This is a genomic window from Synechococcus sp. R6-10 (genome assembly GCF_047461815.1).
Classification (GTDB): Bacteria; Cyanobacteriota; Cyanobacteriia; order Thermostichales; family Thermostichaceae; genus Thermostichus.
This window is the reverse complement of the sequence record NZ_JANSHW010000197.1, coordinates 1-6786: the sequence shown is the minus strand read 5'-3', so window position 1 is coordinate 6786 and position 6786 is coordinate 1. Positions and strand designations below refer to the sequence as shown.

Annotated in this window: 7 protein-coding genes; 2 read left to right on the top strand and 5 right to left on the bottom strand. The window is 57.4% G+C overall.

Translation table 11 applies throughout. From position 1 onward, the window contains the following. The coding region (rsmB, locus tag NW837_RS06255) for a 16S rRNA (cytosine(967)-C(5))-methyltransferase RsmB (RefSeq protein WP_414329898.1) at positions 1-984 on the bottom strand (984 nt) is incomplete at its 3' end. A 70-nt stretch (positions 985-1054) separates the two neighbouring features. Here rsmB and hisA point away from each other — a divergent pair. Further along, the gene (gene hisA, locus NW837_RS06250) at positions 1055-1840 is read left to right on the top strand and encodes a 1-(5-phosphoribosyl)-5-[(5-phosphoribosylamino)methylideneamino]imidazole-4-carboxamide isomerase (protein ID WP_414329896.1); all 786 of its coding nucleotides are present in this window, start codon (positions 1055-1057) and stop codon (positions 1838-1840) included. 137 nt (positions 1841-1977) lie between these two features. After that, entirely contained in the window at positions 1978-3168 is a 1191-nt protein-coding gene (locus tag NW837_RS06245; protein WP_414329894.1) for a M20 metallopeptidase family protein, read from the top strand. A gap of 13 nt (positions 3169-3181) precedes the next feature. Here NW837_RS06245 and NW837_RS06240 read toward each other — a convergent pair whose 3' ends face one another. The 4 genes from NW837_RS06240 to NW837_RS06225 all read right to left on the bottom strand — a co-directional run. Beyond that, positions 3182-3751 (bottom strand): hypothetical protein, encoded by a 570-nt coding sequence (locus NW837_RS06240; RefSeq protein ID WP_414329892.1) that lies wholly within the window; start codon positions 3749-3751, stop codon positions 3182-3184. 124 nt (positions 3752-3875) lie between these two features. Continuing rightward, positions 3876-5582: an ATP-binding protein gene (locus NW837_RS06235; RefSeq protein WP_414329890.1), complete on the bottom strand. Its 1707-nt coding sequence runs from the start codon at positions 5580-5582 to the stop codon at positions 3876-3878. Continuing rightward, the gene (locus tag NW837_RS06230) at positions 5582-6175 is read right to left on the bottom strand and encodes a hypothetical protein (RefSeq protein WP_011433556.1); all 594 of its coding nucleotides are present in this window, start codon (positions 6173-6175) and stop codon (positions 5582-5584) included. The genes NW837_RS06235 and NW837_RS06230 overlap by 1 nt, the downstream gene beginning before the upstream one ends. Then, positions 6172-6786, bottom strand: a 615-nt coding sequence (locus NW837_RS06225) for a DNA double-strand break repair nuclease NurA (RefSeq protein ID WP_414329889.1), incomplete at its 5' end; no start/stop codon positions are given. The genes NW837_RS06230 and NW837_RS06225, both read right to left, overlap by 4 nt.

The window sequence follows — 6786 nt, the reverse complement described above, 5'->3', positions numbered from 1 at the left end:
GGCGGCAGCGCTCAGGGATAACAGGTCGATGGCCAGGGGACGGATTGAGCTCAAGCCCAGGCGCTGCCTATTTTCCTCCAGGCGCCGCAGACGGTGGGGGTGGCGATCCAAAGCCCAGATTTCCCCCCGATCCTGCATGTGTTGGGCTATTTGGGTGGTCTTGCCGCCCGGAGCAGCGCAGCAGTCGATCACCCGCTCCCCTGGCTGGGGATCCAGGCAATGCACCACCTGCTGGGCACTGGCATCTTGAACGCTCCACCAACCCTGGGCAAAGCCGGGCAGGGCCGTGATGTCGCCAGCATGATCCTGAAGTCGCAAGGCACCCGGCACCTCGGAGATGGGGAGGGCAGGGATCCCTGCTTCTGCCAGGGCTTGGATGACCCTGTCTACCTCTGCCCGCAGCGGGTTAACCCGCAGATCTAGGTGGGGCGGTCGGTTGAACCAGGCGCACAACTGCTCGGCTTCTGCTGGCCCCAGCTGCTCCCACCACAGACGCACCAGCCAGTCGGGAAAGCTGTGCCGGATCCCCAAAGCCTGAATTGGGTCGGCTGGCAGAGTGTCCTCGAGGGGCTTGAGGGGATCCTTCTCTGGCTGATCCAACACTTGCCGCTGGTAGGCGCGCAAGATGCCGTTCACCACCCCTGTCAGGGACCCCAGCCCCATCTGGCGGGCCAATTCCACGCTGGTGTGGATGGCAGCGCTGGGGGGGATGTGATCCAAAAAAGCCAGCTGGTAGAGGCCAAGGTGCAGAATGAGCCGCAAATCGGGCGGTTGCTTGTGGGCAGGACGTTGGGCAAAGCAGTCGATTAGGGCGTCGAGGGTGCGACGACGGCGGGTAACGCCGTACACCAGCTCGCTGACCAGGCGGCAGTCGGCAGGGATCAGGTGGCTGTGGGCCAACAGGTGCTCTAGCACCACGTCAGCATAGGCGTTTTGCCGCTCGATCTTCTGCAAGGCCAAGAGGGCCAGTTGACGTGCGTTCATGGTCGCCCCAAAAGGTTTTCCCATTCTCCCCCCTGGGCGATACTGGAGAAGCCCCTAAGGGATCCCAATCATGCCTTACACCAGCGCCTTCTTAGAGGTGATCCCCGCCATCGACCTTCTCCAGGGCCACGCCGTGCGCCTCTACCAGGGGGATTATGCTCAGGCGGAACAGGTGGCCGATGACCCCATCCAGCAGGCCGAAGCTTGGGCGGCACAGGGTGCCCCTCGCCTGCATGTGGTCGATCTGGACGGAGCCAAAAGCGGGGATCCAGTCAACCTGCCCATCATTGAGCGCATTGTCCGCAGCCTGGCCATCCCGGTGCAGGTGGGGGGTGGGATCCGATCCCTGGAACGGGCGCGGCAGTTGTTGGATTTGGGGGTGGATCGGGTGATCGTTGGCACCCTGGCCGTGGAGGATCCTGACACCCTGGAGGCTATGACCCAAGCCTTCCCCGGTCGGGTTTGGGTGGGGATCGACGCTCGGCAAGGGCAGGTGGCCACCCGCGGTTGGCTGAGCACCACTCCCCTGCGGGCCACCGAATTGGTGCAACGGGTGGGGGAACAGGGCGTCGCCGGCATCATCTACACCGACATTGGCCGGGATGGCACCCTGGCCGGCCCCAACCTACAACAGTTGCAGGAGATCCTCGCCATCTCCCGCCTGCCTGTGATTGCTTCGGGGGGAATCGGATCGCTAACGGATTTGCTGGCTTTGTTGAGCTTGCCCGGTTTGACGGGGGCCATTTTGGGTAAAGCCCTCTACTCAGGGGCGATCTCCTTGCAAGAGGCTTTGCGAGCTGTGGGGCCGGGCCGCTGGCAAGATCTACCGCCGGAAACCGGATCCCTGTGGGCCTAGATGTCCACCTCGACGCCGAGCGGAAAGCAGCCTCAGCAATGCCATACTGGGCAAAATCGACAGGCAACTGCATGCAACCAACACTGGCTATCGGTGAAGGTTTTCCAAGACATTTTTGTTTTTTTGTTTTTCAGGTCATGTCTGTCCCTGCGCTTCGCCCTGCTGTTCGAGCTTTACAACCCGAGTTGGTGACCTGGCGCCGCCACATCCACAAGTATCCTGAGCTGGGCTTCCAGGAGAAGCAAACCGCTGCTTACATCAGCCAGCGCCTGAAAAGTTGGGGGATCCCTCACCAGACCGGCATTGCCCACACCGGCATCGTGGCCACCATTGAGGGAGAGCAGCCGGGGCCGGTTTTGGCGCTGCGGGCCGATATGGATGCCCTGCCCATTCATGAGGCCAATGAAGTCGAGTACCGCTCCGCCATCCCCAACGTCATGCACGCCTGTGGCCACGACGGCCATACGGCCATTGCTATGGGCACCGCCAAGCTGCTGCAACAGCACCGTCAACACCTCAAGGGCACGGTCAAGGTCATTTTTCAACCTGCCGAAGAAGGCCCCGGCGGAGCCAAGCTCATGCTGGAGGCGGGGGTTCTGAAAAACCCGGATGTGGAAGCCATCCTCGGCCTACACCTGTGGAATAATCGCCCTCTGGGCACTATTGGCGTGAAAAGTGGCCCCTCGATGGCCTTTGCCGACCGCTTTCAGATTCAGGTGATCGGGCGAGGCGGACATGCTGCCCTTCCCCAGCAGACGGTAGATGCCATTGTGGTGGGATCCCACATTGTCAATGCTTTGCAGACCATTGTCTCCCGCAATGTGGATCCGCTGCAGCCGGCGGTGGTGACGGTGGGCCGTTTCCGGGCTGGCGATACCTTTAACGTCATTGCCCCTAGAGCTGAGATTTGGGGCACCGTGCGCAGCTTTCAGCCGGAAGTGCGGGATTTGATCTCAAAACGTATGGAAGAAATCGTTGCCGGCATTTGCCAAGCCTACGGGGCCACCTACGAGTTTCAGTACGAACGGGGCTACCCAGCGGTTTGCAACGATCCTGCTATGGTAGCGCTGGTGGAACAGTCTGCCCGCGAGGTGTTTGGCCCAGAGGCGAGGATCATCCCAGAAATGACCATGGGCGGCGAGGACGTCTCCTTTTTTCTCAACGAGGTGCCCGGCTGCTACTTTTTTTTGGGATCCGCCAACCCCGAAAGGGGCCTGAACTACCCTCACCACCACCCCCGCTTCGACTTCGATGAGGCTGCCCTTGGCATTGGGGTAGAGCTGTTCCTGCGCTGCATTGAGAACTATACTGGCCAAGCCCTGAGTTAGCGGGAAACCTCGGCTAGGGCCTGAGCAAGTCAGCGGATCCGCTGCCGGGAAGCAGCAAGGGCTTCATAGGTTCTGGGGTGGGACGGGTAGGGGCAGGATCCCCGTCGGTGGGAATGTAGAGGGGCGTTGGGTTGGGATCCCCACCGAAGGCCAGCACAAGGGCTTCCAGCAGGGCCTGTCGCTGTTGCCGGTTCAGGGATTGTACAACGGCTTTGTCTTGGGCGTAGGGGTTGACCGTGAGGCGGTCGGCACCGGGATACCGTTGGGCGATGATTGGCTCATTGGCATCAAAATAGTCCGCCAGCGTCAGTTGCCAGTCAAAGCGGTCGGTCGGGGAGCGACCGGCCACCTGCAGATGGTAAACCATCATCCGCCGCACCAAGGTATCTTCCTCAGGCGTAGGGCCGCCGTCATTGGGGTTAATGGGGGTGTAGACGTTTTCCAGCGGCAGATCCGGCAATGCCTCGTACACCCGCCGCGCCGCTTCGGGGATCAGCCGCAACTGAGCATAGGCAGGCCCGGATCCCAGTAGAACCGCAACGGCAATGCCCAGCAAACCTGGCAAAAGGGCTTGTTTCCTCATCCTGCTCGCCCCAAAACTTGTTTCTGTGAAATGAATTGTATTGCAATCAAGCAGTGGTTTCGGATTGTAGATTTGGCAGATTCAGCGATTGAGATCAGGCCACAGTTGGAGTTTTGGGCCATTGCTAATCAATGCTGAGTCCGTCCACTACCTGAGGTTGAGGACGCGGTTTGAGAGGGGCTGACTGAGCCAAGCGATCCCGCTGGTGGTGTTCTTGAGAATGCCTTTGCCAGAGGCCAAGAATATCCAACGTTTCGCCGCCATGCTGCGTGTAGCGCTGCCGCACTTTGCACAGTACAGGGGTATTGACGCACACCCCGGAGATGATCACCTGACCTTTGCTCAAGGCGGGCAATTCCTGTAACAGATCCCGTCCGGCAGCCTCGACACTGTGGCGCAAATTTTCCTGATCGGCAGGGTTGACAATTCGCATCAAAAATTGGCTCATGCATTGAGACAGAATATCCGAGTCCAACTTGCCAGGGCGTTGCGTGATCAGCCCTACTCCCAGTCCAAACTTGCGTCCTTCGCTGAGGATGGTGCGCAGCACCTGTTTGCAACGGGAAGGCTCGTGGGCAGGGGCAAACCGATGGGCCTCTTCCAGCAAAATAAAGACGGGATAAGGCAAGTAATTTTCGTCCCCCGGCTGGATCTTGCCTTTGTGGGTATTGATCCGAGCATAGTTGGCCTGGCGCAAGATGGCAGCAGCGATCACCTGCTGTTCTTCTTGGCTGATCTCATGCATTTGCAGGATGGTTACCTGCCCCGGCTCAAACAAGTCTTTGGGGGCCAGATGTTCTACATTGCTGAAATAAGGAGAGCGGTCGATCTGTTCTAATTTCCACTCCAAGGCGGCGGCTGAGGATCCTTGGGATCCATCTTCTGCAGAATCGGCTTCATTTACGGCATCGATTAAATCCTGAATCGTCCAGCGGAGTGGGTTAAATTGAGTTGTTCTGCGGAAGGCTTTTTCCAGAAAAGATTTTTGCCGATCGCTGGTTTCCGGCAGCAGGGTCAGAATATCAAAGAAGTTGAGAGAAGATACGCGAATCTTAATTTCCTGCGGTGAAAGAACCTTGACTTTGGGTCGGTAGCCATCTTCCCCAAAAAACTTGGGGTGGGACTGCATTTCTGCCAGCGTGTGGTATTCCCCGTGGGGATCGAAAATGAGGACGGCAGCTCGGTTTTTAGGCAAAAGCAGCTCTTCAATCAAAACCCCTGCTGTATAAGATTTGCCGGATCCTGTCCCCGCCAAAATGGCCAGATGGGTGCTGACCATTTCCTTGACGTCCAGTACTACGGGCACTGCTCCCTCATCGCGCAACAACAGGCTGCCCAAGTGAGCACCCCCAATGGCTGTTTCATCTCGTTTGTTCAAAATTGATTTCAGCAGACGATTGGAGGCCAGAAAAACCTTGGCACCGGGATCCGGAGCGCGGCGGGGGTTAATAAAGCCCATCTTCTGATTGAAATAGCCGATGACCTCGACGGTAACCGCATAGATTTCCGGATTGGGATGGGTAAAGCCCACCAGAGCCACAATGGTGCTGGGATCGATTTCGGTATCGGCAAAGATGCGATCGGGGATGTGATCCAGGAGCTGAACTTGGCTAATTTTACCCAAGATTTGCAGCGTTTGCGATTGGGGATCCTGGACTTCGTAGTAGACGAAATCGCCCACCTTTACCGCTTGGGTATTGGAAGTGATGAAAACATATTGGTTAGAGGTTTCTCCAGGCCCTTTGACGGTGCCAATTACCTCTGGAGAGTCCTCAGTTGGAGAGAGGGTGGCTTCTGGATGGTGGCCATTATCGGTGATTTTTTGGGGCATTAGCGCATCGCTCCTACAGTCATTTTCCAGGCCAATTCTTTGCTTAAGATTTGCAGAGCTCGCCGTTGAGCTGGATCGGCAAACATCGGCGTAATGTCGTTCAAGACTTGGTAGATCAAATGATTGGCAAAGTTGCCGCCGCTACTCAGCAGCAAACCATAGTAGGAAAATTGGGTTTGACCTTGGGGATCCTGGTGAAAGCGCAGGATCTCTTCCCGGCTCATGCGAAAAACCGGCGTGTTTACAGGCACCACCACGCGTGGGATCCCTTGCCGGCCACAGCGGCGCTCTTCATCCAAGGCCCCGATTAAGACCACCGAGAGTAGCGTGCGCACCTCATTCTGCAGATCGGGGGAAAAATAGGGATCCGGCTGGCTGGAAAGGCGCGGCCCAGAATTGAGGAACATCGGATTCAGGAGTTGGGTATTGTAAACCAGACCTACGGCCCAGTGTCGCCGGTCGCTTTCTAGCTTGACAAAGCTGCCGAAGCCATAGTCATCAGGAGCCGGCGGATTTTTGACTTCTAAAGCATCGTCCACCTGCACCACATAATCACAGTGATTGTTGGAGCGAACTACCTTTCCCAATCTCATCGAACTCGTCTCCGCTGTAATTTACTTACTGTTTTCCGGGATAGCCTTAGGTTCAGCTTTTCGCGAGCGGCCCAATCTTGCATGAGACGCAAGAAAAGGTTGCGATCCTCATTGCGGATAACGGCTATTTGATCGGCTGTCTCCAGCACATAAGGATAACCTCGCCCAATCACCACCTCACAGCGAACCAGATCCACCAACCAGTCCAACAGTCCTGCCTCATAAACCCAAACGGGTATTTCCAAGCGGGCCGGAAAGTTGTCATTGGTGCGCAGGTAAACAAACCCCACTCGCTCCCGCATTTCTTGGTAGGAGTTGAGGATCCCATCTTGGGGGTTGAGGCTGCCGCCGCGGGCACAGATGAAAAAAGGCGTACGATCCCCCCACTCCAACCAGGGGCTGAGCAGTTGCGCATCGTGAAGCTGTGGAGCTTCGGGTAGGTCAAAACAATGCTTCAGCAACGTCACCAGATCGGAAGTGTAGGTGGTGTCTATGTAGGCCACGATGGGGATCCGGCTTTGCTCGCTGGCCCGCAGAAGCTGGAGCAAACACTGCACATAAAAGTCTTGGCTTTCTGGCTCAAAGACTTCGGCAAAAGTAGCCACCAGCGC

What these genes read in the sequence shown, in the direction of transcription:
- NW837_RS06240 (WP_414329892.1), bottom strand. Translation starts at nt 3,751, where the DNA reads ATGAGGAAACAAGCCCTTTTGCCAGGTTTGCTGGGCATTGCCGTTGCG.
- NW837_RS06235 (WP_414329890.1), bottom strand. Translation starts at nt 5,582, where the DNA reads ATGCCCCAAAAAATCACCGATAATGGCCACCATCCAGAAGCCACCCTC.
- NW837_RS06230 (WP_011433556.1), bottom strand. Translation starts at nt 6,175, where the DNA reads ATGAGATTGGGAAAGGTAGTTCGCTCCAACAATCACTGTGATTATGTG.
- hisA (WP_414329896.1), top strand. Translation starts at nt 1,055, where the DNA reads ATGCCTTACACCAGCGCCTTCTTAGAGGTGATCCCCGCCATCGACCTT.
- NW837_RS06245 (WP_414329894.1), top strand. Translation starts at nt 1,978, where the DNA reads ATGTCTGTCCCTGCGCTTCGCCCTGCTGTTCGAGCTTTACAACCCGAG.